The 25,735-nt window shown below is 39.3% G+C and carries 39 protein-coding genes and 1 pseudogene; 37 read left to right on the top strand and 3 right to left on the bottom strand.

Annotated elements, in window-relative coordinates; translation table 11 throughout:
* Positions 1-63 precede the first annotated feature (63 nt).
* Entirely contained in the window at positions 64-1,659 is a 1,596-nt protein-coding gene (locus VGT41_05305; protein ID HEV2601690.1) for a Na+/H+ antiporter NhaC family protein, read from the bottom strand.
* Between the two features lie 63 nt (positions 1,660-1,722).
* Positions 1,723-3,030, bottom strand: coding sequence for a clostripain-related cysteine peptidase (locus VGT41_05300; protein HEV2601689.1), 1,308 nt, complete (start codon positions 3,028-3,030; stop codon positions 1,723-1,725).
* Positions 3,031-3,303: 273 nt separating this feature from the next.
* On the opposite strand from VGT41_05300, the gene rplM reads away from it, so the two are divergent.
* Entirely contained in the window at positions 3,304-3,726 is a 423-nt protein-coding gene (gene rplM / locus VGT41_05295; GenBank protein HEV2601688.1) for a 50S ribosomal protein L13, read from the top strand.
* Positions 3,727-3,804: 78 nt separating this feature from the next.
* On the opposite strand, the gene VGT41_05290 is transcribed toward rplM, so the two are convergent.
* Positions 3,805-5,001: a M50 family metallopeptidase gene (locus VGT41_05290; GenBank protein ID HEV2601687.1), complete on the bottom strand. Its 1,197-nt coding sequence runs from the start codon at positions 4,999-5,001 to the stop codon at positions 3,805-3,807.
* 306 nt (positions 5,002-5,307) lie between these two features.
* Between VGT41_05290 and rpsL the strand changes: the two genes are divergently transcribed.
* The 36 genes and pseudogenes from rpsL (at position 5,308) to VGT41_05110 (ending at position 25,674) form a co-directional block, all read left to right on the top strand.
* Positions 5,308-5,679: a 30S ribosomal protein S12 gene (rpsL, locus tag VGT41_05285; protein ID HEV2601686.1), complete on the top strand. Its 372-nt coding sequence runs from the start codon at positions 5,308-5,310 to the stop codon at positions 5,677-5,679.
* An 11-nt stretch (positions 5,680-5,690) separates the two neighbouring features.
* Positions 5,691-6,173: a 30S ribosomal protein S7 gene (gene rpsG / locus VGT41_05280; protein HEV2601685.1), complete on the top strand. Its 483-nt coding sequence runs from the start codon at positions 5,691-5,693 to the stop codon at positions 6,171-6,173.
* A gap of 18 nt (positions 6,174-6,191) precedes the next feature.
* Positions 6,192-8,255: an elongation factor G gene (gene fusA / locus VGT41_05275; GenBank protein HEV2601684.1), complete on the top strand. Its 2,064-nt coding sequence runs from the start codon at positions 6,192-6,194 to the stop codon at positions 8,253-8,255.
* 29 nt (positions 8,256-8,284) lie between these two features.
* Positions 8,285-9,478 carry an elongation factor Tu gene (gene tuf, locus VGT41_05270; protein ID HEV2601683.1) on the top strand — a complete coding sequence of 398 codons (1,194 nt, stop codon included), beginning with the start codon at positions 8,285-8,287 and terminating at the stop codon, positions 9,476-9,478.
* 11 nt (positions 9,479-9,489) lie between these two features.
* Complete coding sequence (rpsJ, locus tag VGT41_05265; protein HEV2601682.1) at positions 9,490-9,795, top strand: 30S ribosomal protein S10; 306 nt, start codon at positions 9,490-9,492, stop codon at positions 9,793-9,795.
* 13 nt (positions 9,796-9,808) lie between these two features.
* The gene (rplC, locus tag VGT41_05260) at positions 9,809-10,423 is read left to right on the top strand and encodes a 50S ribosomal protein L3 (GenBank protein HEV2601681.1); all 615 of its coding nucleotides are present in this window, start codon (positions 9,809-9,811) and stop codon (positions 10,421-10,423) included.
* A gap of 8 nt (positions 10,424-10,431) precedes the next feature.
* Complete coding sequence (gene rplD, locus VGT41_05255) at positions 10,432-11,091, top strand: 50S ribosomal protein L4 (GenBank protein ID HEV2601680.1); 660 nt, start codon at positions 10,432-10,434, stop codon at positions 11,089-11,091.
* Positions 11,082-11,432, top strand: coding sequence for a 50S ribosomal protein L23 (gene rplW / locus VGT41_05250; GenBank protein HEV2601679.1), 351 nt, complete (start codon positions 11,082-11,084; stop codon positions 11,430-11,432). The genes rplD and rplW overlap by 10 nt, the downstream gene beginning before the upstream one ends.
* Positions 11,433-11,442: 10 nt before the next feature.
* The gene (gene rplB / locus VGT41_05245; protein HEV2601678.1) at positions 11,443-12,273 is read left to right on the top strand and encodes a 50S ribosomal protein L2; all 831 of its coding nucleotides are present in this window, start codon (positions 11,443-11,445) and stop codon (positions 12,271-12,273) included.
* 52 nt (positions 12,274-12,325) lie between these two features.
* Positions 12,326-12,607 (top strand): 30S ribosomal protein S19, encoded by a 282-nt coding sequence (gene rpsS, locus VGT41_05240; protein HEV2601677.1) that lies wholly within the window; start codon positions 12,326-12,328, stop codon positions 12,605-12,607.
* Positions 12,608-12,687: 80 nt separating this feature from the next.
* Positions 12,688-13,026 (top strand): 50S ribosomal protein L22, encoded by a 339-nt coding sequence (rplV, locus tag VGT41_05235; protein ID HEV2601676.1) that lies wholly within the window; start codon positions 12,688-12,690, stop codon positions 13,024-13,026.
* Between the two features lies 1 nt (position 13,027).
* Positions 13,028-13,663 (top strand): 30S ribosomal protein S3, encoded by a 636-nt coding sequence (gene rpsC, locus VGT41_05230; protein ID HEV2601675.1) that lies wholly within the window; start codon positions 13,028-13,030, stop codon positions 13,661-13,663.
* 22 nt (positions 13,664-13,685) lie between these two features.
* A complete protein-coding gene (gene rplP / locus VGT41_05225) occupies positions 13,686-14,132 on the top strand; it encodes a 50S ribosomal protein L16 (GenBank protein HEV2601674.1) in 447 nt (148 codons plus the stop codon).
* The gene (gene rpmC / locus VGT41_05220; GenBank protein HEV2601673.1) at positions 14,132-14,347 is read left to right on the top strand and encodes a 50S ribosomal protein L29; all 216 of its coding nucleotides are present in this window, start codon (positions 14,132-14,134) and stop codon (positions 14,345-14,347) included. Before rplP ends, rpmC begins: the two co-directional genes overlap by 1 nt.
* On the top strand, positions 14,344-14,619 hold the full coding sequence (gene rpsQ, locus VGT41_05215) for a 30S ribosomal protein S17 (protein ID HEV2601672.1): 276 nt from the start codon (positions 14,344-14,346) through the stop codon (positions 14,617-14,619). The genes rpmC and rpsQ overlap by 4 nt, the downstream gene beginning before the upstream one ends.
* A gap of 20 nt (positions 14,620-14,639) precedes the next feature.
* Entirely contained in the window at positions 14,640-15,005 is a 366-nt protein-coding gene (gene rplN, locus VGT41_05210; GenBank protein HEV2601671.1) for a 50S ribosomal protein L14, read from the top strand.
* Positions 15,006-15,014: 9 nt separating this feature from the next.
* The gene (rplX, locus tag VGT41_05205) at positions 15,015-15,329 is read left to right on the top strand and encodes a 50S ribosomal protein L24 (GenBank protein ID HEV2601670.1); all 315 of its coding nucleotides are present in this window, start codon (positions 15,015-15,017) and stop codon (positions 15,327-15,329) included.
* 38 nt (positions 15,330-15,367) lie between these two features.
* Complete coding sequence (gene rplE, locus VGT41_05200; protein ID HEV2601669.1) at positions 15,368-15,913, top strand: 50S ribosomal protein L5; 546 nt, start codon at positions 15,368-15,370, stop codon at positions 15,911-15,913.
* 26 nt (positions 15,914-15,939) lie between these two features.
* Complete coding sequence (locus VGT41_05195) at positions 15,940-16,125, top strand: type Z 30S ribosomal protein S14 (GenBank protein ID HEV2601668.1); 186 nt, start codon at positions 15,940-15,942, stop codon at positions 16,123-16,125.
* A gap of 23 nt (positions 16,126-16,148) precedes the next feature.
* Positions 16,149-16,541 (top strand): 30S ribosomal protein S8, encoded by a 393-nt coding sequence (gene rpsH, locus VGT41_05190; protein HEV2601667.1) that lies wholly within the window; start codon positions 16,149-16,151, stop codon positions 16,539-16,541.
* A 12-nt stretch (positions 16,542-16,553) separates the two neighbouring features.
* On the top strand, positions 16,554-17,102 hold the full coding sequence (rplF, locus tag VGT41_05185; protein HEV2601666.1) for a 50S ribosomal protein L6: 549 nt from the start codon (positions 16,554-16,556) through the stop codon (positions 17,100-17,102).
* A 25-nt stretch (positions 17,103-17,127) separates the two neighbouring features.
* A complete protein-coding gene (rplR, locus tag VGT41_05180) occupies positions 17,128-17,484 on the top strand; it encodes a 50S ribosomal protein L18 (protein HEV2601665.1) in 357 nt (118 codons plus the stop codon).
* 17 nt (positions 17,485-17,501) lie between these two features.
* Entirely contained in the window at positions 17,502-18,017 is a 516-nt protein-coding gene (gene rpsE / locus VGT41_05175; protein HEV2601664.1) for a 30S ribosomal protein S5, read from the top strand.
* Positions 18,001-18,426, top strand: a pseudogene (gene rplO / locus VGT41_05170) (50S ribosomal protein L15). Before rpsE ends, rplO begins: the two are co-directional and overlap by 17 nt.
* Before the next feature lie 37 nt (positions 18,427-18,463).
* Positions 18,464-19,795 carry a preprotein translocase subunit SecY gene (gene secY / locus VGT41_05165; protein ID HEV2601663.1) on the top strand — a complete coding sequence of 444 codons (1,332 nt, stop codon included), beginning with the start codon at positions 18,464-18,466 and terminating at the stop codon, positions 19,793-19,795.
* 150 nt (positions 19,796-19,945) lie between these two features.
* Positions 19,946-20,626 carry a nucleoside monophosphate kinase gene (locus VGT41_05160; GenBank protein HEV2601662.1) on the top strand — a complete coding sequence of 227 codons (681 nt, stop codon included), beginning with the start codon at positions 19,946-19,948 and terminating at the stop codon, positions 20,624-20,626.
* 7 nt (positions 20,627-20,633) lie between these two features.
* Positions 20,634-21,395, top strand: coding sequence for a type I methionyl aminopeptidase (gene map, locus VGT41_05155; GenBank protein HEV2601661.1), 762 nt, complete (start codon positions 20,634-20,636; stop codon positions 21,393-21,395).
* A 3-nt stretch (positions 21,396-21,398) separates the two neighbouring features.
* Positions 21,399-21,638, top strand: coding sequence for a translation initiation factor IF-1 (gene infA / locus VGT41_05150; GenBank protein ID HEV2601660.1), 240 nt, complete (start codon positions 21,399-21,401; stop codon positions 21,636-21,638).
* Positions 21,639-21,667: 29 nt separating this feature from the next.
* Positions 21,668-21,784, top strand: coding sequence for a 50S ribosomal protein L36 (gene rpmJ, locus VGT41_05145; protein HEV2601659.1), 117 nt, complete (start codon positions 21,668-21,670; stop codon positions 21,782-21,784).
* Positions 21,785-21,795: 11 nt separating this feature from the next.
* The gene (rpsM, locus tag VGT41_05140) at positions 21,796-22,179 is read left to right on the top strand and encodes a 30S ribosomal protein S13 (GenBank protein ID HEV2601658.1); all 384 of its coding nucleotides are present in this window, start codon (positions 21,796-21,798) and stop codon (positions 22,177-22,179) included.
* Positions 22,180-22,216: 37 nt separating this feature from the next.
* On the top strand, positions 22,217-22,600 hold the full coding sequence (rpsK, locus tag VGT41_05135) for a 30S ribosomal protein S11 (protein ID HEV2601657.1): 384 nt from the start codon (positions 22,217-22,219) through the stop codon (positions 22,598-22,600).
* 30 nt (positions 22,601-22,630) lie between these two features.
* Complete coding sequence (gene rpsD, locus VGT41_05130; protein HEV2601656.1) at positions 22,631-23,266, top strand: 30S ribosomal protein S4; 636 nt, start codon at positions 22,631-22,633, stop codon at positions 23,264-23,266.
* A gap of 55 nt (positions 23,267-23,321) precedes the next feature.
* Entirely contained in the window at positions 23,322-24,374 is a 1,053-nt protein-coding gene (locus VGT41_05125; GenBank protein HEV2601655.1) for a DNA-directed RNA polymerase subunit alpha, read from the top strand.
* 36 nt (positions 24,375-24,410) lie between these two features.
* Positions 24,411-24,767, top strand: a complete 357-nt coding sequence (gene rplQ, locus VGT41_05120; protein HEV2601654.1) for a 50S ribosomal protein L17 — start codon at positions 24,411-24,413, stop codon at positions 24,765-24,767.
* Positions 24,768-25,019, top strand: a complete 252-nt coding sequence (locus VGT41_05115) for a NifU family protein (protein HEV2601653.1) — start codon at positions 24,768-24,770, stop codon at positions 25,017-25,019.
* Between the two features lie 202 nt (positions 25,020-25,221).
* Positions 25,222-25,674, top strand: a complete 453-nt coding sequence (locus tag VGT41_05110) for a hypothetical protein (GenBank protein ID HEV2601652.1) — start codon at positions 25,222-25,224, stop codon at positions 25,672-25,674.
* Positions 25,675-25,735 lie beyond the last annotated feature (61 nt).

The raw sequence follows: 25,735 nt of genomic DNA, 5'->3' as shown, positions 1-25,735 counted from the left end.
TAAGGATACTTTTAGATGGAAAGTAAGTCAAAAGGGGCATCAAAAGCCCCTTTTGAGCTCGGGTTATTTAGAGGTAGGAGTGTTTGCCTTATTAAGGAAGGTAAGCATGATAACGCAACCGATTAAATTAGTGCTTATGGCGGCAAATATGGCAATTGTATTACCCCATGATATTAAAGCTCCTGCTACTATAAATGCTACTGCAGTGCTAATAATTGCAGGGAGTGCGTACGGGAATTGTGTACGTGCGTGATCTAACGGATATGACCCGGAACTGGTTGCAGCCATGATTGTAGTATCAGAAATTGGTGATATTTGGTTCCCACATATTGCACCAGAAAAAATTGCTCCCAGAATTGGCAGGAGCAGAGGCATCTCAGCAATGGTACAAGGGAGTGTTGCGGTAGTAAATGATAACAGCATTTGTGTTTCAATGGGGATGAGAATGGCAATTGTGCCCCAAGCTGAGCCCGTTATGAGTGCGATGATTGTTGCTGCAAAGAAGAACATGCAAGGAAGGAGTGAAAATGGCACAGCGGAAAGTACGGTTTGCGCTAAATAAGTACCAGTTTTCAGGTCATCCTTGAGAAACACCCCCAAAGTAGATGCAAGTATAATCATAATGATTGAAGGAATCATTGCTTGAATTCCTGCATATATGACCGAAAATGATTGTTTAAACTGTATCGTTCGATGAAGGAGTGTTAATGCAAAAGCACTAATAATAGTTATGATGCCAGATAAAAATAGTATAAATTCAGTTTGGTTATTGTTTTTTATTGCGCCTAAGAACGTTTGTTCTCCGCCAAAAAAATGATAGCCACCAAAATAGAGAATGCCTACAATCACAGACATGATGAGGGTGAAAATTGGTAGTATGAGATCGATAGCAGATCCATGCGCGTTGCTCGACATAATGGGTTCGTGAGGAGCCTGTTTTCCGCCCAAAAGATTGCCTGTTGTATGGGCGATCTGCTCATGCGTTTGCATCGGGCCATATGAGATGTGGCGAGAAACAATAAATAGAGCGGAGCCAATAATCATAAACGAATAAAAGACAAAAGGGATAGCTTGTAGATATACAAGAAACGGTTCGCCGATAATTTTTGCAGAATCAAGCTTGGAAGAAATGCCCGCTTGATCTAGTTGTAGGGTAATCATAGCGGTCCAGCTGGAAATAGGGGCAAGAATCACAATGGGACTTGCAAGTGAATGCACCAAAAATGCTAATTTTGCACGGGGGATTGCAAAGCGGTCGGTCATGGGACGCATAACATATCCCACGGTGAGATTGCTTAAATAATCGTCAATAAATAACAGGGATGAAAGCGCCATCGATGATAGTTCGACATTTTTTTTGCTTTTTAGGCGATGAATAATGTTACGGGCAAAAGCGATTGCGCTACCACTTTGATTGAGGAGTGCGATGAGTATGCTGATGCAAATAAGAAATGCATATAAATAAAGTTTATTAATGTCAGTGATTTGCTCAAAAAAACGTTCATATAATTTTATAGCAGCTGCATTGATCCCTCCCTCACTGACTATAAGTGCTGCAGAGACACTACCAATGAAGAGTGAAAAATTAAGATGGTTGGTGATAAGCATACAGAGAAGCATAATGAGAGCGGGTAATAATGAAAGCCATGAAATTACCATGATCATCCTTAAGATAATAAGTATTTAAATAGTATCTAACTTACATAAAATTATAAATAATGGTTAGTGGTCCATGATATCATAAATTTTTAGAAATTTAAGCCAGGAATTGCTGTTTCCAAATTTTGTTTTTGGATATGAAGGGTGCATTCCTGATTCGGGGAAGTAGATTGATATTCCTTTAGCTTTTTCAAACATTGTTCCTGTGGCGTTGGCAATAACGCTATCTTCAATCAGTTGGCAACCGGATTGTAATACATTTTTGAGTTCCTCTTTGATAGCAGCCTCATCAGGGGTTGCAAGAGAAAACTGTTCGATTCGCTGCAGCAGGTTTTGATATAAATGGTGTAAGTCCAGGTAGGCTGGTTCGTCAAAATATGTACAGTTTTTTTTATGACGACTTGTTGTTATCGCGCTATTAACACTATTATTTTTTTGATAGGCGAGTGCAATAATAAGTAGGCCTGCGGCTTCATGTAGGTTGTTTTCTATAGCTTCAATAGTATTTAAGTTTAGAGCTGATAAAGTATAGCGACGGCGTGCATAATTATTGAGTTTTTCATAAACGGACACAATATGTTTTGCGAGGTCTTCTCCATTCATATTTTGATTGTGCAATGGTTGGAAGGACAAAGTCCAGTGCCATCCTGGAACCCATTCTACTTCTTGTGAGGCTACCATGACATCCGCATATTCTTTCGTAATGTTTGCGATTTCTAGTGCGCCCATAAGGCAAGCATCGAATCCTATTAATTTAAATTTTTCTCCGTATAAAATTTTGTCTTTTATTTCTGAAAGAGCGAATTCTAACTTTTGGTTGTTGAGGTAGTTTTTTGTAGAATCGCTCCAGCAAATTCCTCTTGTGTGTGGTTTCTTTGTTTTTGGCTTGGGTGTTGTGGTGGTGATTCTTCCTATTATAGGGTCAACGGGACCGCTGCCATGATTCCATATGATGAGAATATAGTTTTCAGCAGGATAGGATTCAACCGCCCATTGGCAGCATGATATTAATGTTTCTGGTGCTCCGCTGTCCATTGCTTGCGTCGACTTGTCAAATTGATTGATATGTCTTACTTGTTGATTGGTATCAAAGTAGTAACGAAATGTTTGCCTCTTATTGTTTTCAATATGGAGGTCAAGATGCATGACAAAGTTAACAGCCTGATTTGATCCAAGAGCGGCAAGGGATTGTACTTTTTGTTCAGCATACCGATAGAGATTGTTGTCTGCAGCAACATAAAAAATGACCGTATATTTTTTGTATTCAGCTGCTGAATATGCATGAGATGTTAAGGTAATATACAGTAGGAAAGAGAGACTCTTACATAGTCGATTTTTTGTAAGAATCATGGTTGTGAGGGTTTGTTTCATTGGGGCCTCTTTTTTTATGAATGAATTATTCATAAGAATCTGGTAAGCGGCTTTTGCTTGTCAAGAAACTTAGGTATACTCCTTTAATGAGTGCGGTTGTCCTAAGCGTGGCAGCATAGAGTATTAAAAAGAGAGTAAATATAGGGTGAGTCGATAAGGTTAGTTTGACCTATGGGTATTTTTCATTTAAATTGAAATGAATTCCGTTTCGTTCGCAGTGTGGGGTTTAAAAGAGCATATATAACGTATTTGTCTAAGCAAGGATTGTTCACAATGGATATGAACAGGGCATTTTTCTTAAAAAAAGAAGATCGCAACCCTCAATGGCATGTAATTGATGCCAAAGATGAAATTTTAGGTCGTTTAGCAACAAAAATAGCTGACATTCTCAGAGGGAAAAATAGACCTGAGTTTACACCTCATGATGACGCAGGCGACTACGTTGTGGTGATTAACGCAGAGAAGATTAAGCTGACTGGTGATAAATGGGATGGTAAAATTTACGATCGTCATACTGGTTGGATTGGTGGATACAAGGTTCAAACTGCACGTGAATTGCATGCCAAGCGTCCAACGGATCTTATTGAAAAGGCCGTTCGAGGAATGTTACCTAAAAATAAGCTAAACCGTAAGATTATTAAAAAATTAAAGATATATGCAGGTACAGTGCATCCGCATATAGCTCAAGTTGCTTAATTTCTGTCTTTGAATGATTATGTAATAAAAAGGGTCGATAAGAATCGACCCTTTTTGTTTGGCATTTATTGCTTTTTTTTATTCCCATCCAAGGAATGCCCACAAAGTTTTCAGGTATGGGTTGGCGATGCATAGTATTTCTCTGTAGCTGATATACAGGATGAATACAAGAAACGTTAACCAGCAAAAGATATGAATGTATTCGCGAATTTTTTCTGGAATTGGACGTCTTATTATTGCTTCAATGGTATAAAAGAGTAATTGGCCACCATCTAAAATTGGTATAGGAATCAGGTTAAAGACCGCTAAGCTGAGGCTGATTATACCCAATAGAAGGAAAAAGTTTTTTATTCCTTCCTGTGCCGTTTGAGTGGTTGTTGCGATGAGTTGCACAGGCCCGCTTATAGTAGTGGTGCATGTGTTAGTGATTGAGTAGTGGAATGCTCTGATTGTGTTAGCAATATATTCGTGTGTAAGGGCTATACCTTTCTGTATTGCTTCTAGTATTGGATATCCAGGCATATCGGCGATAGCGAAAATAATACCGGATGACGCTTTAATGGTGCCAAAAAAATCACGTTGAGTAAGGGCCACCTGGATTTCTTGTTGTGCTCCTGCACGTTCTATTAAAAATGATATAGTTTCGTTAGGGCGCGAAGAGATTTGTGTGTCCAGTTCAGTGCCAGAAAGGTCAGCAGTTGATATTTCATTGATTTTTAAAATAGTATCTCCTGGTTGAATGCCAGCTGTTTCTGCAGGAGATGCAGGAATGACTTTCGCTACAGTAGGAATCGCGTTTTTAGGGTATAAGAAGAGCGATTTGGGCATGCCAGCTATGTAGAGCAGAGAGAAAATGAAATAAGATAAAATGATATTAAAAAAGATGCCGCCCATCATTACTAAGAACTTCTGTATCCATGGTTTCGTGGCAAAAGAGTGAGTATCTGTGCTGTAGGCTTCTTTTTGTTCTCCTTGTCCTACTTCTGCAGATCCAGCAATTTCTACATATCCGCCGAGTGGGATTGCTGATATTGCGAATTCGGTGTCCCCTATTTGTTTAGTGAACAGTCGTGGACCAAAGCCAATTGAAAAGGATGGTGTTCTGATTTTGAATAATTTACAAAATAGAAAATGGCCAAGCTCGTGAAATGCTACTACGGCACCCATGCCTATGATGCCTAAGAGTAATGGTAGAATTTTATAGGGGAACATAAGAACGATGCCGATCGCTATTATTCCACCAATTAATGGTAAAAAATGTTTGTTAAACAGCATAAAAGCTCCTTAGATGATATAATATTATATATAACGACACCGATGATAACAGCAATGGAAGTATAAGTCCATGAGGCTATCATGATACATAATGAGTTCAGCTAAAAGAATATATCGGTCAAATAAGGCGTATACCTGCATCATAGCGTCTGATTTCTCTTGAAAATTTTTTCAAAAAGGTTAGAATGCTAATAACTCTCTTTTAATATACGCGTGGGTTACGCGGTTTTTTATGAAGTGAAAATTGCGATTTTTAATAAGTTTTTTAGCTATTTACTATAAATATAAATATAGGAACGTGTTGTTATGCCTACAATAAGCCAGCTTTGTCGCTTTGGAAGAAGAAGCGCTAAGGTTAAATCGAAGAGTCCGGCTCTTAAGGGAGCTCCGCAAGCGCGCGGTGTTTGTACTCGTGTGTTTACCTGTGCACCTAAAAAACCTAACTCAGCTCTTCGTAAAGTAGCTCGTGTTAAGCTTTCTACGGGTATAGAGGTTTCTGCGTATATTCCAGGAGAAGGCCATAACTTGCAAGAGCACTCTGTAGTGTTAGTGCGAGGCGGACGAGTAAAAGATTTACCTGGTGTAAAATATCATATAGTGCGTGGTGCGCTTGACTCTGCGGGTGTTGAAGGGCGTAAACAGTCTCGTTCTCATTATGGTGCAAAGCGTCCTAAGTAAAAGGTTGAATTATGTCTAGACGTAAAAAAGAAATAGCTAGAAAAGAGGTAACACCAGATCCGATTTATGGTTCTGAAATGTTACAGCGGCTTGTTAATATTGTTATGGTTTGTGGCAAAAAAAATGCTGCTCGTAAAATTGTTTATGATGCGATGGATATTTTGGTTAAAAAATCCAGTGGCAGCAAAGAAAAAGCGCTTGAGCTGTTTAATAAGTCATTTCAGCAAATAGTGCCTATCATCGAAGTTCGCTCTCGTCGTGTTGGTGGTAGTGTGTACCAAATTCCAAGAGAAGTTTCTTTTGGGCGTGGACGTGCTTTAGCATTTCGATGGTTAATCGATGCGGCAAAGTCTCGCTCGAATAAAACTATGGGAGAGCGTTTGGCGTTTGAGATTCTTGATTCTGTAGAGGGTCGTGGTGTTGCGGTCAAGAAAAAAGCGGATGTACATAGAATGGCAGAAGCTAATAGAGCATTCTCTCACTATTCTTGGTAATGTAAAGGTAGATAATCAATGAGTAATCAGCTAGATCGGTATAGAAATATTGGGATTGCAGCGCATATTGATGCTGGAAAAACAACGGTAACGGAGCGTATTCTGTTTTATACAGGGATATCGCATCGTATCGGTGAAGTGCATCAAGGCGAAGCGATCATGGATTGGATGGAGCAGGAGCGTGAGCGTGGTATTACCATTACGTCTGCTGCGACAAAATGTACATGGAAAGATTGTCAAATTAATATTATTGATACACCGGGTCACGTTGATTTTACAATTGAAGTAGGTCGGTCGCTGCGTGTCTTAGATGGGGCGATCGCGGTTTTTAGTGCGGTTGATGGGGTTCAGCCTCAGTCTGAGACCGTGTGGAAGCAGGCGGATCGATATGGTGTGCCTCGAGTGATTTTTGCCAATAAGATGGATCGAGTTGGTGGCGATTATTTCATGGTTATTGATGATGTAAATGAAAAATTAGGTGCGAATGCGGTAGCAATGCAGTTGCCGGTTGGCGAAGCTGAAGACTTTTCAAACATTATTGATTTGCTTACGATGAAGATGGCGCAGTTTGAAGGGGAGATGGGCGAAACGGTTAAGTGGCTTGAGATTCCTGCAGAGTACTTACAGCGAGCTAAAGAGCTGCGCGTGAAGATTGTAGAAGCTGCATGTGAGTTCGATGATGTTTTAGCGGAAAAGTTTTTGGAAGAAAAAGAAATTTCTGTTCCGGAAATTAAAACTGCTCTTAGAAAAGGTGTTTTGGCGCAAAAGGTTACACCAGCATTTTGTGGTACTGCTTTTAAAAATAAAGGCGTTCAGTTAGTTCTGGATGCGGTTGTTGATTATTTGCCATCTCCAATGGATGTCCCACCGGTAGAAGGGATTATGCCTAACGGTGAAAAAGCATTAAGAAAAGCGGATGAGAATGAACCGTTTGCTGCGTTGGTATTTAAGATTGTAACAGATCCATTTGTGGGTGTATTGAACTATATCCGTGTTTATTCAGGGCAGTTGAAGGCGGGCTCTTATGTGTATAATGCGCGTACTGAATCTAAGGAGCGTGTGAGTCGCTTGCTTAAAATGCACGCAAATAAACGTGAAGAGATTGAAGTTGTTAAAGCGGGGGATATTGCGGCTATTGTTGGAGTTAAAGATGCGATCACTGGAGACACTTTGTGTGATGCGTCGGCTCCTATTTTGCTTGAGTCAATAGATATTCCAGCTCCAGTTATTTCTTCTTCTGTTGAGCCGAAAAGTAAGGCGGATTATGAAAAAATGACTATTGCATTGAAAAAAATGATGCAAGAGGATCCGTCATTCCAATTCACCTATGATGAAGAGACTGCTCAGACGGTTATTCGTGGAATGGGCGAATTGCATCTTGAAATTGTAGTAGATCGTTTGCGCAGAGAACATAAAGTTGATTTGACGCAAGGTAAGTTGCAAGTTGCATATAAGGAAACCATTCAGAAGCTTGCAGATGTTGAAGGTAAATACATTAAGCAATCTGGTGGACGTGGTCAATACGGTCATGTTTGGATTAAAGTAGAGCCATTAGAGCGTGGTAAAGGGTTTTTGTTTGAGAATAAAGTCATCGGTGGTGCAATTCCTCGGGAGTTTATTAACCCAGTTCAAAAGGGTATAGAAGAGGCCCTTACTGGTGGTATAATTGGTGGTTATCCAGTAGTGGATGTGAAAGTTACTTTGTATGATGGTTCCTATCATGATGTCGATTCTTCTGAGTTAGCGTTTAAAGTTGCTGGTTCTATGGCGTTTAAAACAGGGATGGCTCAAGCTTCTCCGGTATTGTTGGAACCTATTATGAAAGTAGAGGTTGATACTCCTGAAGAATACATGGGTGATGTCATGGGTGACCTTAACTCTCGTCGGGGTCGAATTCTTGGGATGGAAACTAAGGGGACAAAGCAGATCATTAATGCGGAAGTTCCTTTAGGAGAGATGTTTGGGTACGCGACTGATGTGCGATCCATGACAAAAGGACGAGCGAGCTATTCTATGGAATTTGAATGTTACCGTGAAGTTCCGAAGAATGTTCAGGATATGATAGCTGATAAGAAAAAATAAGATTTTATGTTGTTTTAGGAGTTATTGCGATGGCAAGAGATGTATTTGAGCGTACGAAACCGCACGTAAACGTTGGAACAATTGGTCACGTTGATCATGGAAAAACTACGTTAACTGCGGCAATTACGAAATATTTGTCTGAAAAAAGTGGCGGAACGAAGTTTAAAGCGTTTTCTGAAATTGATAATGCGCCAGAAGAAAAAGCACGTGGTATTACCATTCAGGCTTCTCACGTTGAGTATGAGTCTGCTAATCGTCACTATGCACACGTAGATTGTCCTGGTCACGCTGACTATGTAAAAAATATGATCACTGGTGCAGCGCAAATGGATGGTGCAATTTTGGTTGTATCGGCTGCGGATGGTGCGATGCCTCAAACTCGTGAGCATATTGTTTTGGCGAAAAACGTAAACGTACCAGCGCTTGTTGTATTCTTGAACAAAGTTGACATGGTTGATGACCCAGAGATGGTTGATATGGTTGAAGAAGAAATCCGTGAGCTTTTGAGCAAATATGATTTCCCAGGCGACACTATTCCAGTTATTCGTGGATCAGCACTTAAGGCTCTTAATGGTGATACAGGACCATTGGGATACGGCGCTATGGAGAAATTAGTTGCAGCGTTGGATTCTGATATTCCTTTGCCGAAACGTGATATCGATAAGCCATTCTTGATGCCGGTTGAAGGTGTATTTACTATTTCTGGTCGTGGTACTGTTGCGACAGGTCGTATTGAAACAGGACAAGTAAAAGTTGGTGAAGAAGTAGAGCTTGTTGGATTCGGTTCTGATTTGAAAACTACCGTTACTGGTGTTGAAATGTTTAAGAAGATCTTAAACGAAGGTCAGGCTGGTGATAACGTTGGTCTATTATTGCGTGGTATTAAAAAAGAAGATGTTGAACGAGGTATGGTAATTGCTAAATCTGGTTCAATTAAGCCACATAAAAAATTCAAATGTAAAGTGTATATCTTGAGCAAGGATGAAGGCGGACGTCATAGCCCATTCTTTACTGGATATAGACCACAGTTTTATTTCCGAACAACGGATGTAACAGGTGTGGTGACTTTGGAAGCAGGCCGTGAAATGGTTATGCCTGGAGACAACGTTCAATTAATAGTTGATTTGATTGCTCCGGTTGCTATGAACCAAGATTTACGTTTTGCGATTCGTGAAGGTGGCCGAACGGTTGGTTCAGGTGTTGTGACTGAAATTGTTGAATAATTAGGTGTTAGATGAAAAAGCAAAAAATACGCTTAACATTAAAATCATATGACCATCAATTGTTGGACAAAGCAGTAAAGTTAATAGTTTCTGCGGTAAAAAGAACAGGATCGAATTTGGTAGGTCCTGTTCCTCTACCCAACAAGCGGCATTGTTTTACGGTTTTACGATCTCCTCATGTGAATAAGCGATCACGAGAACAGTTTGAATTGACTACGCATAGACGCATCCTTGATATCGTTTCTCCTTCAGATCAAACGATGGAAGCGCTTATGAAGTTAAATATTTCATCCGGTGTGGATGTTGAAATTAAATAGAAGGTCATTCGATATGATTACAGGTCTTTGGGGTAGAAAAATTGGAATGACCCAAGTTTTTGTTGAGAACGCTGTGGTTCCCGTTACGGTAATTGGTACTGGTAATTGGTTTATAACACAGGTTAAGACTCAAGCGAATGATGGGTATGATGCTGTGCAGGTAGGACAAGTTAAAGATAAATTTGTCGGCACAGCTTTCTCAAAAGAATGGTTAAAGAAGCCAAAGCATTACTTTACAGTATTGCGTGAAGTGAGATTAGATATTGCTGCAGAATCTAAAGTGGGCGAAGCTATAGAGGCTCACCGCGAGTTAAATTCTGGGGATTTGGTTGATGTTTTTGGGATTACCAAAGGATGTGGATATGCCGGTGTTGTGCGTAGACATAGATTTGGAGGTCCTCCAGCCAGTCACGGTAGTACTATGGGGAAAAAAACCGGTTCACTGAGTTTTTTCAGATCGCAGGGTAAGGTTATTAAAGGTAAAAGAATGACTGGTCACATGGGGGTTGATAAGCGTGTGATGGCAAATCTTAAAGTTGTACGCATTGAACCAGAGGCACAGATTATGTTGGTTAAGGGTTGTGTTCCTGGTAAAGCGGGATCTTTAGTATTTGTTCGCAAAGCGTAGGTATTATTATGAGCAATCAAAATAAAGCAGAAATGCTAAATAGCAAATCGTCCCAAATAATGAGCATTGTTTCTTTGAAAAACTTGGAAATTGACGAACTTAATTTGAGTGGATCTAAAGTAGGTTTTTCTCTTGCAATTCGTTCATTATTACAAAATTGGCGTCAAGGAACAGTTGCGTGTAAGGGACGGGCTGAGGTAAATCGTACTAACCGTAAGCCATGGAAACAAAAGGGAACTGGACGTGCGCGTGCAGGATCAGCCCGGTCTCCATTGTGGCGCGGTGGAGGTGTTATTTTTGGGCCGCAAGAACGAGTTAAAACTCTTCGCATAACAAAGCAAACAAAGAAGCGAGTGTTTGGAGCTTTATTGTCTGATTTTGCTAACAAAGAAAAAATCGTATGTTTGGATTGGACGTTAGAGGGTGATGTGCCTAAAACAAAGTTGGCATACTCATTATTGAAGTCAGTTAATTTCGAAAACAGTAATGTTACGTTGTTTTTATCAATAACAGATTTTGCAACTCGTGCTTCTTTTATTAATATACCGCGAGTGAGAATACTGTTTTTTGATCAACCGAACGCATTCCAATTAGTAAATACTCATTATTGGGTGTTTCTAAAAAAAGATAGTGATCAATTTAAAGAAATGGTGTCACAATGGGTTTAAAAAGTATTTATCATGTTATACAAGGTCCTGTGATCTCTGATAAAGCATATCGGCTTAATCGCACCTTGAATCAGCTGGTATTGCGAGTTCATCCAGAGGCAAATAAGCCTATGATTAAAGAAGCATTGAAAAAGCTTTTTAATGTTGAAGCTGAAGCTGTTAGGATTGTGACTCGTAAAGGTAAAAAGCGTAGAGCAGGAAAAAAAGAAGTATGGGGTCCAGACGAGAAAAAAGCTTTGGTCACTTTGAAAGAGGGACAATCTCTTAATTTGTTTGATCAGGCGGGCGGCAGATCTTCTGTTGCTGATGAGCAAAAAGAAATTAAAGAAGATTCAATCTAAAAGGTATGCAATGGCAATTCGTAATCGAAGACCGCGTAATTCATCATTAAGATTTCAGACGTATTTAGATACTAGTGATATTACAAAGAAATCTCCTGAAAAATCTCTGGTTAGTTCCTTAAAAAGTAAAGCGGGTAGAAACGCTTATGGTAGAATTACAGTTCGACATAGAGGCGGGGGAGCTGCACGTAAGTATCGCGAGATAGATTTTAAGCGTATGGAACGTGATGTAACCGGTACTATTGCAGCCATTGAGTATGATCCTAATCGTAATGTTCGTATCGGGTTAGTGTTTTATGAAAATGGTGCAAAGAAATATATTTTAATGCCAGAGGGATTATCCGTGGGCAGTAAAATCTTTGCAAGTGAAAAAGCGGAAGCAAAAAATGGTAATGCAATGCCATTAAGTAAGATTCCGTTAGGTTTTACTGTACATAACGTTGAAATTACTCCAGGCTCTGGGGGGAAGTTTGCGCGAAGCGCAGGAACTTCAATTCAGTTTGTGGCAAAAACTGAAGAACATGCGACATTGAGAATGCCATCAGGGGAAATGCGTATGGTTCCTATTGAGTGCTGGGCAACAATAGGTGTTTTGGGTAATGCAGATTTTAAGAACATTTCTTGGGGTAAAGCTGGTCGTACGCGACATCGTGGTTTCAGACCATCTGTTCGTGGTATGGCTATGAACCCTGTCGATCACCCGCATGGTGGTGGTGAAGGACGTTCTAAATCTGGATCGCATCCAAGTACTCCATGGGGTAAAGGTTGTAAGGGAACAAGAACAAGAGTGCGTCAGAACCCATTGATTCTCAGAAGACGCAAGGGTCGTAAAAATAAATAAATAAGTAAAATATAAAAAATAAAACAATTTTTTTAAAATAGGTGTGCTATATATGGCTAGATCGGCAAAAAAAGGACCGTATGTTCAGGATTCGCTGCTTGAAAAAGTTGCTAGAGCGAAAAAAGAGGGCAAGCGTGATGTTATAAAAACGTGGTCTCGTAGGAGCATGATAGTTCCTGATTTTGTGGGATTCACCATAGCGGTACATAATGGAAAAAAATTTGTTTCAGTTTTTATAACTGAAAATATGGTTGGACATTATTTAGGTGAGTTTTCTCCTACGCGTACATTTAAGATGCATAGTGGGCAACGTAAAGCTGGTGCCGCGAAATAATGAGTTGCACTCAATAAAAATGAATGTAAATTATATAGTATAAATAAAAAAGTTTGAAAAATTATTCAAAGGTTGATGCAATGAAATTTGTTGCACGAGCTCGGTTTATACGGTTTTCACCGAATAAGATGAGACCATTAGTAAATACACTTAGAGGTAAGAGTGCCAAATATGCAGTTGATTTGCTGACCACTCACGCCGTTCTCAAATCAGTGCCTATTAGAAAAATGATTAAGTCTGCAGTTGATAATGCAAAGAGCCTCCATAACATTTCAGATGATGCGCTTTTTGTAAAAACTATTCAAGTTGATCGTGGCCCAATTATTAATTACTTCAAGCCGGGAGCTATGGGAAGATCAAATCCTTATAGAAAGCGTTTATGTCATATGAGTGTAACTCTAGAGTCAAGGGAAGTTTAGTATGGGACAAAAGGTACATCCAATAGGGTTTCGTGTTGGTATTTATCGCGACTGGTTTGCGCGTTGGTTTGCTCGGGATTCATATGGCAAACAAGTGTTAGAAGATTTAAAGATTAGAAAGTATTTAGACAGTGCTTTAGAAAAAGCAGAAATCTCTTCTGTAGAGATTGAGAAATCTGGTGATGATATACGAATTATAGTGCATTCTGGTAAGCCAGGGGTCATTATAGGTAAAAAAGGTCAAGAGATCGAACAGCTTCGTTCTCAAATTGGGGCATTGCTTGAAGGCAAACGAACTATTGAGATTTCAGTTCAGGAAGTAAAAAAACCGGAATTGGATGCTGAGTTAGTTGCTAAAGGTATCGCAAGTCAGTTAGAGCGTAGAGCGAGTTTTAAAAAAGTTATGAAGCGAGCGAAAGATTCTGCGATGAAGAGTGGAGCAAAAGGTGTAAAAATCTGTTGTTCTGGTAGACTTAATGGTGCGGAAATTGCTCGTACAGAGTGGGTTCGTGTTGGATCGGTGCCTCTTCATACGTTACGCGCTGATATTGATTACGGATTTGCTGAAGCGAAAACAACGTATGGAATTATTGGAGTTAAGGTTTGGATCTGCAAGGGCGAATACCAACTCGTTTGATAGTAAGGTGAAAGAATAAATTATGTTGATGCCTAAAAAAGTTAAATATCGAAAAGTGCACCGTGGTACAATGAAGGGGGCTTCTAAGGGCGCTTGTGAAGTTGCTTTTGGAGAATTTGGATTACGTGCTGTGGAGCCTTGTTGGCTTACCGCACAGCAAATAGAAGCGATGCGCGTTACGATATCAAGAAGTCTTAAAAAAGTAGGTAGATTGTATCTCAGAGTGTTTCCAAGCAAGCCTGTTACCAAAAAGCCTGCAGAAACTCGTATGGGTAAAGGAAAAGGAAATCCTGAGTTGTGGGTTGCTGTGGTTAAACGAGGCCGTGTTATCTGTGAAGTTGCTGGTCTGAATGAAGAAACTGCGCGAGAAGTTTTGCGAAGTGCTGCATATAAACTTCCTCGTAAAACTCAATTTGTTAAACGAAATGGTGGGGATGCTGCCGTAACAGTTACTGAGGAAAATGCATAATGAAAGTTGATGCAGTTAAAGGCGAACTTAAAAGCGCTGAAATAAAAAAGACAGAAGAGCTCTTGGAGCAGTGGAGAAAAGAGTTGTTTGGGTTGCGTATGAATTCTTTGACGTCACACGTTAAAGATTATTCACTGTTTAAAAAGTTACGACAAAATATTGCGCGCGCTCTAACATTTCTACAGCAAAAAAAATCTGCTAAGGAAGTTTTATGACACAGACTAAAGAAACAAAACGTAAAGTTTTTATCGGAAAGGTAATTTCCGATAAAATGGATAAAACGGTTACCGTACTGACTGAACGAACATTTATGCATCCGGTTTTTCATAAAGTAGTTCGCGTTAGTAAAAAGTATAAAGTGCATGATGAAACGGAAGTAGCAAAAATGGGGGACATGGTTGCATTTTATGAGGGGCGGCCTGTTTCTAAAACGAAGTATATGTATCTTTCGCATGTTCTTGATGCAGCTACAATTCAGGCGAAATAAAACGAACAAGGTATAATGCTATGTTACAAAAAGAATCACGTTTAGAGGTCGCAGACAATTCTGGAGCAAAAGAATTGGCATGTATTCATATTGTTGGCGGAACACGCAAGCGATATGCATACTTAGGAGACACGATTGTTTGCTCAGTAAAAAAAGCTATGCCAGGTGGTATGGTAAAAAAGGGTGATGTTGTCACAGCGGTTATAGTGAGAGTTCGAAAAGAATTTCGCCGTGCAGATGGTAGCTATATTCGTTTTGGGGATAATGCGGCAGTGATTATTAAGGAAAAAGAGCCAATTGCTTCACGTATTTTTGGGCCTATTGCTCGAGAGCTACGGACGCGAGGATACATGAAAATAGTTTCTTTGGCTCCAGAGGTTTTGTAAAGGATTTTTATGGTAGCTCGTATTAAAAAAAATGACCTGGTGTTTGTACTATCTGGTAAAGATAAAGGCAAGCAAGGCGAGGTTATTGAAATTTTTCCTAAAGAAGATAAAGTTATAGTTAAAAATGTCGCTCTAGTGACTCGACATTATAAGGCGCGTAAGCAAGGCGAAGCGTCAGGAATAAAGAAAGAAGAGTCAAAGGTGGCGATGTCTCGCGTTATGCCGGTTTGTTCAGGGTGTAAGGCGCCATGTCGTGTTATTGTTCAAGTGTTGGACAATGCAAAAACAACACGCGCATGTCATCGATGTCAAAAAGCGTTTTGATAATTTGTGCATATTAAGGGTAAAAAACAGTGTCAAGGATAAAAAGTCGTTTAGAAGATATGTACAATGCTGAGATTCGTCCGCAATTGTTGAAGGACCTTGGTCTTGGTAATGTTATGCAGGTCCCAAAGGTTGCAAAAGTTGTAATCAATGTGGGTGCTAGTACTGCGCTTACTAATAGTAAGATTATAGGGTCGATCTCTGATATTATGGGGAAGGTAACTGGACAGTTGCCGGCTCGTAGATTAGCAAAGAAATCGATAGCGGGGTTCAAGCTGCGTGAAGGAATGCCAATAGGTGTTATGGTAACGTTGCGTGGGAAAAAAATGTATGATTTCTTGGATCGATTGATTACTTTAGCCTTTCCAAAAGTGCGTGACTTTCAGGGTGTATCCGATAAGTTTGATGGTCGTGGTAACTATAATGTTGGCATAAAAGAGTGGATCATTTTTCCAGAAGTTGATTATGAAGAAGGCAGCAAGTTGGGCGGGTTAAATATTACGATCCATACAACCGCAACTAATGATGAGCACGGGCGAGCTTTGCTGAAAAAATTTGGTATGCCGTTTGTAAAAAATAAATAACGATTAGCGGTAATAGAGGTATTATTATGGCCAGAAAGGCATTAATAGAGAAGTCAAAAAGGGTTCCAAAATTTGAAGTAAGGGCTCGTAATCGTTGTCAGCTTTGTGGAAGACCACGAGGTTATATGAGAATGTTTATGATGTGTCGTTTGTGTTTTAGAAAAAATGCCTTGAAGGGATTGCTTCCTGGTGTTCAAAAGACAAGTTGGTAAAATAATTTGTTAAAAGGGCTTTCATGTCAATAGATGTTATTGGAAATTTTTTGACTATTATTAGAAATGGAATTATGGCATCAAAATCTTTTGTTGTTATTCCTTCTTCTAAGATGAAATTTGAAATTGGGCTAGTGCTCAAAAAAGAGGGGTTCATTAGGGACTGTCAGGTTCTTGAAGAGCAAGGTAAGCAAGTAATAAAAATTGTTTTGAAATATGCTGGTGGTGAATCGGTGATTCATGAAATCACTCGAGTGAGTTCTCCGGCGCGTCGTTTTTATGCAGGAACGCATGAGATCAAGCCAGTTATTGGTAACTTGGGTGTTGCTATTTTGACAACGAATCGCGGCATTCTTACTCACAAGCAGGCAAGAGAATTTGGTGTTGGCGGCGAAGTGATTTGTACTGTTTGGTAGGAAGGTATTAGTATGTCAAAGATAGGCCGAAAGGCGATAGCATTAGGTAATGTTGCAGTTGTTCTAAAAGGATCTGAGGTACAGTATAAGGGTAGCAAGGGTTCTGGAGCATATGCGGTCCCATCTGAGTTGCTTGTACAAGTAGAAGATGGACAATTGTTTTTGAAACTAGATGAATCGAAAAAACTACCTCGTGATGTTAATAGAATATGGGGGTTGCATCGAGCGTTACTTGCGAACAAGATTAAAGGCGCAGATGTAGGTTTTGAAAAAAAATTACAAATAATTGGGTTGGGTTATAAAGCAGTTAAGTCCGGAGACAAAATTGTTTTTAGCTTAGGATTTAGTCATAAAATTGATTTTGATTTACCTGGAGGAGTTACCTTAGATATTGATCGAACAGGGCAAAATCTAACGTTTTCTTCGCATGATAAAGAGCTTGTAGGGCTTGTGTGTAGTGAAGTGAGAGCATTGAGAGCTCCTGAACCATACAAAGGTACAGGTATCCGGCTTGTAACAGAAGTAGTTGTACAAAAAGCAGGTAAGACAAAGTCTAAGTAATTGATATTGTATTGGATGAAATAAAATGTCGTTGTTGAAAAAAATAAAAGCACGTACAAAGCGCAGAGCGTTGCGAAATCGTAAAAAAATGAGCGGTACCGCAGATATACTACGTGTCTCTGTATTTAGAAGTTTGAAGCATATTTATGCGCAGCTTATTAATGATCAGATTGGAAAAACAGTTGTTTCTTTTTCATCACAACAATTGAGTAATGCGTCTGGTGACAAAAAAACAATTTCTCGTTCTGTAGGCCGTGAATTAGCGGCACTTGCAAAAAAAGAAGGCATTACTACTGTTGTTTTTGATCGAGGACAGTTTTTATATCATGGTCGAGTTCAAGAGTTGGCAGAAGGTCTGCGAGAAGGCGGATTAAAACTTTAAGATTATAGGTTATATGCATGGCAAAGACAAAAGAAGCTGTAATGGTTGATCACGTTATTAACGTACGACGGGTTACTAAGGTTACTAAAGGTGGAAAAAGATTTTCTTTTTCAGCATTTGTAGTGATTGGTGATCAAAAAGGAAATATTGGCATAGGCCTTGGTAAAAGCCGAGAAGTTTCACAGGCTATTGCGAAAGCAACAAACGCAGCGCGTAAAAATATGATCGCAGTACCGTTACGTGGTGATACAATTCCATATGCGGTAGAAGGACGTCATGGTGCAAGTCGCGTAATTGTGCGATCTGCTTCAAAGGGTACCGGAGTTATTGCTGGTGGAGCAATGCGCTCAGTTATGGATGCTGTGGGCATTAAAGATGTGTTGGCAAAATCATTGGGATCAGCGAATAGACAGAATGTTGTTAAGGCTACCTTGAATGCCTTTGCTAAATTGCGCTCAGCAGAGCATCTTGCAAAATTAAGAAACGTAACTATATCTGATATTATTGGAAAAAAAGATGTTAGAACTGCATAAATTAACTAAATTAGTTAAACAGAGAAAACGTGTTGGTCGTGGTGGCAAAAGAGGTGGTACAGCTGGAAAGGGACATAAAGGACAAAAAGCCCGTTCTGGTGGTGCAGTTCGTATGGGATTTGAAGGTGGACAAATGCCATTATTCCGCCGTTTACCAAAAAGTGGTTTCAACAATGCGGCATTTGAAACAAAGGTTGAAGTATTTAACCTTGATCAATTGAATGTGTTTGAAGATGGAGCGCAAGTAACCAGAGAGTTATTGATTGAGCATGGAATTGTTAAGTTGAAAAGAAGTCAAAAAGGTGATTCTGTTTTGCTTAAATTATTAGGATCTGGTACGTTGTCCAAGCGTTTGGTAGTTATTGTGGATGCGTGTAGTGAATCTGCAAGAAAAATGGTTGAGGAGCTAGGTGGAGAGGTTCGCTTAAACAAGGAGATGTAGGACCGTGATTCTAATAAAAAATTTTCTTAATATTTTTTTTATTCCTGAGTTGCGTAAAAAATTTTTATTTACGCTCGGTGTTTTTATTGTTTATAGATTTGGTAATCACATTCCGGTAGTAGGTGTGAATGTGGATGCTTTGCGAACGCTTATGGCGCAAGCAAAAGGTCTTGGTGGTTTGTTTGCCTATCTTGATATGTTTTCAGGAGGAGGTTTACGTGAAGCCACCATTTTTGCACTTGGTATTCAGCCATATATATCTGCTTCTATTATGATGCAAATATTAGGTATGGTTGTGCCTTCTTTAGAGGCGTTAGTCAAAGAAGGGGAATACGGTCGAAAAATTGTTAATCAATATACACGATATCTGACATTCTTTGTTGCGATTGTGCAAAGTGTGGGATTAGCATTCCTGCTTGAAAATCGCGGATTGGTATTAGAGCCAGGTTGGTCATTTAGAATTATGTGTGTTTTGTCGTTAACCGTTGGTGCAATGTTTGTCATGTGGCTTGGTGAGCAGATTTCAATCTTTGGACTCGGTAATGGGAGCTCCATGATTATTTTTGCGGGTACGGTTGCGCATTTCATGGACTATGGTATCAAGACGATAGGACAGGTACTTGAAGGTATTACGCATCCGGCAACAGCAGTATTTATTATAGCGGTGTATATTGCTATAACTGCATGCATTGTCTTTTTAGAACGAGGTGAACGTAAAATACCAGTACAGTATACGCGTCGTGTTGTTGGTAACAGAGTATATGGTGGTCAGAGTACCTATATTCCTTTTAAGATTAATACCTCAGGCGTGATGCCAGTAATTCTTGCGGGAACTATGCTTAATATGCCAATATTTTTGTTATCGATGCTTGCAGAACGTTTTGACATGTTCAAGTGGATTTCAGAAGCAATGAATCCTATGGGGTTGTTGTTTAATGTAATCCAATTTGTTTTGATCATTGCGTTTTCTTACTTATGGACGGCATTACAGTTTAATCCAGTAGAGCTTGCAGATAATATTAAGAAAAGTGGTGGTTTTATTCCAGGAATTCGACCAGGTAAAAGTACTGCCGAATTTTTTGATTATATTTTGAACCGTATAGGATTAGTAGGAGCTGTATATCTCGGTATTCTGGCTTCATTACCAATCGTTTTAAATCTTTTTGTTGAACGTGTGCTGATGGATAAAATGCCATTCTATTTGGGTGGAACAGCGCTGCTGATCGTAGTTGGAGTTGCTCTTGAAGCAGCGGCACAGATTGAGGCGTATTTGATCGAAAATAGATACGAAGGATTCTTGTCATCAGGAAGATTGCAAAGTCGGTTGCGTCGATAATTATGATAATATATGGTAAAAAGCAGTAGAAATAAGCAAAAGATTTGAATATATTGAGTTATTGAATATGGACATTTTTCTGTTTTTTGTTAAAATGATTTCTAATAGAAATGTCGGCGGTTTTTAGGGGATCTTGAGGAAACAAGCGCAATGAATGGTAAGAAAGATATCTTTGTTTTTATTGGACCACCTGGTTCAGGTAAAGGCTCTCTGTCTGCATTGTGTGTTAAAGAATTACAGTGGTTGCAGCTATCAACAGGTAATTTGTGTCGACAGCATATTGCGAATCAAACAGAAATTGGAAAGATCATTGAGGCTGCGATTAAAAGTGGCGGCTTAGTGTCAGATGATATTATTATAGCAATGGTTGAAGAATGGTTGCTTGATACTCGTGATGATATACGTACGGTGATTTTGGATGGCTATCCTCGATCTGTACACCAAGCAGAATCATTTTGCTCTTTGATTAAAAATCAGTTTAAAAATGTATCATTTCATGTGGTCCTATTTACATTATCTGATGAGAAATTGATTGCACGGTTAACGAGCCGATTAATTTGTCAAAAAAAGGAATGTCAGGCGGTGTATTCAACTGTTGAGGGATCAGGGTTGGAGCCGCAAGTGCCTTTTATATGTGATGTGTGTTCAGGACCGTTAGAGCGTCGTAAGGATGATGACATAGAGGCTATTTTAGTGCGTTTGGATATGTATCATAAACATACTCAGCCATTGATGGATTTTTATAAGAAGATAGGGCAGCCAGTTATTGAGATTGATGTAGATTCTTCCTTGGAAGATATCTTTCAAGAGTTTAAGCGTAAGGTTTTGTAAAAGCGATATGATTACGATTAAAAACAAAGATGCTATTTATAAAATGGGACGCGCAGGGCAATTGTTGGCGGGTATTTTTAATGAACTAATACCATTGATAGTTCCTGGTATTTCAACATTTGAAATTGATGCTTTTGTCGAAAAGCGATTGCGTGATAATGGATTACTTTCAAAAATGAAAGGATATATGGGTTACAAGCATGTAAGCTGTGTATCAATAAATGATGAAGTAGTGCACGGTGTTCCCCATCGCGATTCTGTATTGAAGAATGGTGACATAGTAAAAGTTGACGTATGCGCTTCATGGAAAGGATATAGTGCTGATATGGCACGAGTTTTTTTTGTGGGCGATGTGAAAGAAGAAGTGCGACGATTGGTTGCTGTTGGACAGTCATCACTAGAAAAAGGTATAGCACAAGCGCGAGCTGGTAATTATTTAACCGACATATCTGCTGCTATTCAAAAAGAAGTAGAAGCGAACGGCTTTGGTGTTGTACGCGATTTTGCAGGACATGGTATTGGTAAGCAGATGCATGAGGATCCAGAAATATTGAATTATGGTGTTCCTGGTAAGGGGCCATTGTTAAAACCTGGTATGACATTTGCGTTAGAGCCAATGGTTACTATGGGGCATTATGATGTGTATGTAGCTAAGGACGGATGGACGGTAAGAACAGTTGATACAAGTATGGCTGTGCACGTAGAAGATACTGTTTTAATTACTAATAATGAGCCAGTCGTGTTAACGCGATTAAGGGAGGGCATTTAAAATATGAAAAAAGAACAGCAAAAGCAAAAAGAAGGTATTATTAGAGTAGATGGTGTTGTAAAAGAAACATTACCGAATGCGATGTTTCTTGTTGAAATAGAAGGTGGACATAAGGTACTTGGACACGTTTCGGGTAAAATGCGTATGTTTTACATAAAAATTTTGCCTGGAGATAAGGTTGCGTTAGAGCTGTCTTCTTATGATCTGACTCGTGGTAGAATTGTGTTACGGTATAAAAACTAAGCGGTTGAATTTATAGTAAGGAATGTGCGATGAAAGTAAGAACGTCAGTTAAACCAATGTGCGATGATTGTCGCGTGATTAAAAGGAAACGCGTTGTTCGTGTGATTTGCAAACGTAATGCTAAACATAAACAGCGACAAGGTTAAGGATAATTGTTATGGCTAGAATTGAGGGCGCAAATTTACCGGAAAATAAGCGTATAGAGTACGGACTTACCTATGTTTTTGGGATAGGTATTAAGTCGTCTCGTGATATTTTAACGAAGTTAAATATTAGTTTTGATACTCGAGTGAAGAACCTAACTGATGATCAGGTTGCTGCAATTCAAAAAGAGGTTGCGACTAACTATGTTACTGAAGGAAATCTGCGTAGAGATATCACTTTGCATATCAGACGTCTGCAGGATATTGGTAGCTACCGAGGCTTGCGACATAAAAGAGGACTTCCTGTTCGTGGACAGCGTACAAAAACAAATGCGCGTACTCGTAAAGGACCTCGTGGAGCATCGGTTTCATTAAAACGTAAGATCACTAAGAAATAGTTAATTAGATAACCTTATTTCAGAACCAAAGGTCATAATGGCATATAAAAAGAAAATTAAAAAAGCAAAAAGAAGAGTAGATGTAGCTACAGTGTGTGTATCTTCTTCTTTTAATAACACGGTTGTTTCAGTAACTACTGTTGAAGGCGATGTGTTATTACGTGGTAGTTCTGGAGCATTAGGATTTAAGGGTGCACGTAAAGGGACTCCGTTTGCGGCTTCTCAAATTGTGACTCATCTTTCTAAAGAGATGGTTGTATTAGGCATTCGAACAGTGTCGATTAACCTGAAGGGTCCTGGAGCAGGAAGAGATTCTGTTATTCGTGCGCTTAAAGCAAGTGGTTTTGGAATTTCAATGTTGAGAGATGTGACTCCGCTTCCTCATAATGGAACTCGTCCTCCTAAAAAACGTCGTGTATAAAGTTTAAGATCATAGCAAAAGAATTGGTATATGGATAAGACAAAAAAAGATAATAAAGGTTATACTCCACGAGGTGGAGCACCTCGTGGTGAGTTCGCTCGACCAGGCGCTGCGAAGGTTGACCGCACTGATGTAAGTGAAAAAACAGAAAAATCTCAAAAACGTACGCGTAAACTCTCTGAATACGGTAGACAGCTAGAAGAAAAGCAAAAAGTAAAAGAGATGTATGGTGTTCGTGAGAAACAGTTCAAACGTTTTTTCAAGAATGCAGCACAAATGCGTGCAGGTTCTCCAGGAGAAAATTTATTAAATTTCCTTGAGCGCCGTCTTGATAATACATTATATCGATTAAAATTGGCAACAACACGCTCACAAGCTCGACAAGTTATTGTACATGGACACGTCCTGGTTAATGGCAAAAAAGTAAATTCACCATCGTATCTGGTTTCAGTGAATGAGGTGATTACATTAGCGTCAAACGTTGCAGATAAAAATAATTTTTTAGAGCAAGTGATTGATAAGAGACTTAATGTCGGTATTAAAGTTCCTGAGTGGCTTGAGCTTGATAAACAAAAACGAATGGGTCGTGTGCTACGTTTCCCTGTTCGTACTGATATACAGACGCCAATTGAAGAGCATTTGATTGTAGAGTTGTATTCTAAGTAATTTTGTGTTGGGTGTGTTTTGATTGTTATATTTCGATTTATAGTCAGGAGTTCAAATGGATAAAAAAGAGTACAGATCCTTAACTATTCCGCGATTAAGCTGGAATAAGAAAGCGTTAACTGATACTTTTGGTGAGTTGGTTGCTCAGCCGTTAGAGCCTGGTTTTGGTAATACATTAGGTAATGCATTGCGTCGTGTATTGCTTGGCGGTGTTGAAGGTTGTGCAGTTACTTCCGTAATTATTAAGGGAGTTAACAACGAATTTTCTTCTTTGCCAGGGGTTATTGAAGACACAATGCAAGTTCTTCTTAATATTAAAGAAATCGTTGTGCGTAATACGCAGGGTATTCCTGGTAAAATGGTTTTGAAGGTTGAAAAAGAAGGTGTTGTGCGCGTATCAGATATTAAAGCGGATGAACATCTACAACTGATAAATCTTGATCACGTAATTGCACATGTTTCTGCGCAAGGATCTCTTGATATTGAATTCTTTGTAGAAACTGGCAGAGGATATCGACCGGCACAGTGGCCTGCAGGAAAAGCGTTACAAGATGATGAACGCATTTACTTGGATGCTATGTTTTCTCCGATCAAAAAGGTGCTTTTTGATGTGGAAAAGACGCGTGTGGGGGGAGAAATAGATTACGACAAGTTAACGTTAAAGATCTATACTGATGGATCTGAAAACCCACTTGATGTGTTACATTATTCAGTGTCAGTATTGCGTACACAGTTAGAGCATTTCCTTGCGAGTGCAGAGATACCATTTAATGAGATTTCTGTAGCTCCTGAAAAAATTAAAGAGGAAAAAACTGTTGCGGTTGATGGACCTGGATTGAAAGGTGTTCCTGTAGAGTTGTTATTAAAGCCTATTGATGAATTAGAATTATCAGTACGAGCACATAACTGCTTAATTAATGCAGGTATTAAACGCATTATCGATTTGGTAAACTTGGCTGAAGACGATGGCCTTAAAATTAAGAATTTTGGTCGCAAGTCATTGAATGAAGTTAAAGACAATATGAAGGCGTTTGGGCTTTCATTTGGTATGGATATTAAAGAATCTGATTTAAAACGGGCTCTTAAAGATTCTGAACAAGATGAATAAGAGATATAGTTTGTTAATGCAAAGGTAACATGTACCATGAAACATCAAAATGGTAGAAAAAAATTAAATCTTAAGCCTTCTCATAAACGATCTTTTCTGCGCAATCAGGTGATACATTTGGTGACATATGGTCATCTTGTTTCAACGAAAGCAAATGTAAAAGAAACGCAACGATTTGCGGAAAAAATGATTACTCTTGCGCGTCAAGGTAACCATTTTAATGTGCGTCGTCGTGCAAAGGCATTATTACCATACTCAGAAACAGCATTGCTAAAACTGTTTACTGAAATTGCACCACGATATGTAGATCGTCCAGGTGGATATACTCGTGTGATCCCAATGGGACGTCGTATGAGTGATACCGCGCAAGTTGCACGCCTAGAATGGGTGTAGATGAGCATGGATTTCGGTAACCAAGAGGTTATAGAGAAAATACAGGCAATACTTGATATCATACGACCGGCTATTATGACAGACGGTGGCGATATTGAGTTCGTACAGTTTCAAGATGGCATAGTTTCCATCAGATTAACTGGTGCTTGTGTTGGATGTCCAGCAGCAATGTATACGTTCAAATTAGGGGTCCAAGATACCCTAATGAGCCAAGTGCCTGAAATTAAACAGGTAGTACAGGTTGAGGCGTAGAGGGCTGATCGGCTATTGACAATAGAATGTATAGGGAAATGACAGTACTAAAATACTGTCATTTTTTTTTGGCCATTGTCCACGTAGCGGTGGGGATTCGTGACTAATTAAGGCCCTTTGGAGGGGGCTTTTGAGGTAGTCGATTTTTTGGTCTATTCTGAGTATAGATAAGAATGAAGATTAATGTATAGGAGGTTATATCATGAATTATACTATATCAAAGCTTATGGCGGTGTTATTGGCATTTTCTACGGTTACTATTACGTTTGGTCAAGAAGGATCTGCAGCGACCAAGTGGTTCGGTAGAGAGAATGTTAAAAAAGCTCTTACAACTATTAAAGAGGGTTTCAAGGAAACCGCTCAGACTCAAGCTTCAAAACAAGTGCAGGAACGCGTGCGCGAAGAGTTACAAAAAATAGCAGCGGAAAATTCTGAAAATATTGATGATGTTATTGGAGAGACAATTGAAGGGCTTCTCCGTTCGACTGGCCATGCAGAAGTGGTAATATGGGCGGTTAAAGCAGAATGGCGATTATTACGAGCACTTAAACCGGTGAGTCGATTTGTAGCGGAACACAAACAAGGTTTCAAACGACTGTTCTTTGGTGGATTAGTGACTGCAGCAGCGATGGCAGGTAAGAAGTACTACTTTTGATCGATGCGTGAACATTACATAGATAATAAAAATGACAGCACTTAAAAATGCTGTCATTTTT

It is taken from the genome of Candidatus Babeliales bacterium (assembly GCA_035944115.1).
GTDB lineage: Bacteria > Babelota > Babeliae > Babelales > Vermiphilaceae > DASZBJ01.
The sequence above is the reverse complement of the archived record's forward strand: the minus strand, read 5'-3'. Positions and strand labels throughout refer to the sequence as shown.